The sequence below is a fragment of the Xanthobacter autotrophicus genome (assembly GCF_030015065.1).
GTDB classification, from domain to species: Bacteria; Pseudomonadota; Alphaproteobacteria; order Rhizobiales; family Xanthobacteraceae; genus Xanthobacter; species Xanthobacter autotrophicus_D.
The window spans coordinates 1-449 of record NZ_JAIVFN010000413.1 but is presented as its reverse complement, the minus strand read 5'-3'; the positions used below and the strand labels follow the sequence as shown (position 1 = coordinate 449).

Annotated in this window: 1 pseudogene; it reads left to right on the top strand. The window is 68.4% G+C overall.

The features are described from left to right. Positions 1-449: pseudogene (locus K9U40_RS23795) on the top strand (metal ABC transporter permease); the annotation flags it as partial.

Here is a 449-nt window from a genome sequence, read left to right as displayed (position 1 = left end):
GAGCCTGGAGCGCCTGCGCCTCGCGCGGCTCAAGAGCCAGACCTCGCTGTCGCTGCTCAACGCCGGGCAGCAGCTCATCATCGCCACGGGCCTCGTCGCCATGCTGTGGCGCGCGGCGGATGGCGTGGCCGAAGGCCGCATGACGCTGGGCGACCTGGTCATGGTCAACGCGTTCATGATCCAGCTCTACATTCCGCTCAACTTCCTGGGGGTGATCTACCGCGAGATCAAGCAGAGCCTGACCGAGCTGGACAAGATGTTCACGCTGATGGACCGGCCGCAGGAAGTGCAGGACGCGCCGCAGGCGCCGCCGCTGCACCTGAATGGCGCCCCGGAAGTGCGCTTCGAGGCCGTGCATTTCGCCTACGAGCCCGCCCGGCCGATCCTCCATGGCGTGGACTTCAAGATCCCCGCGGGCCGGACGGTGGCCGTGGTGGGCCCCTCGGGCT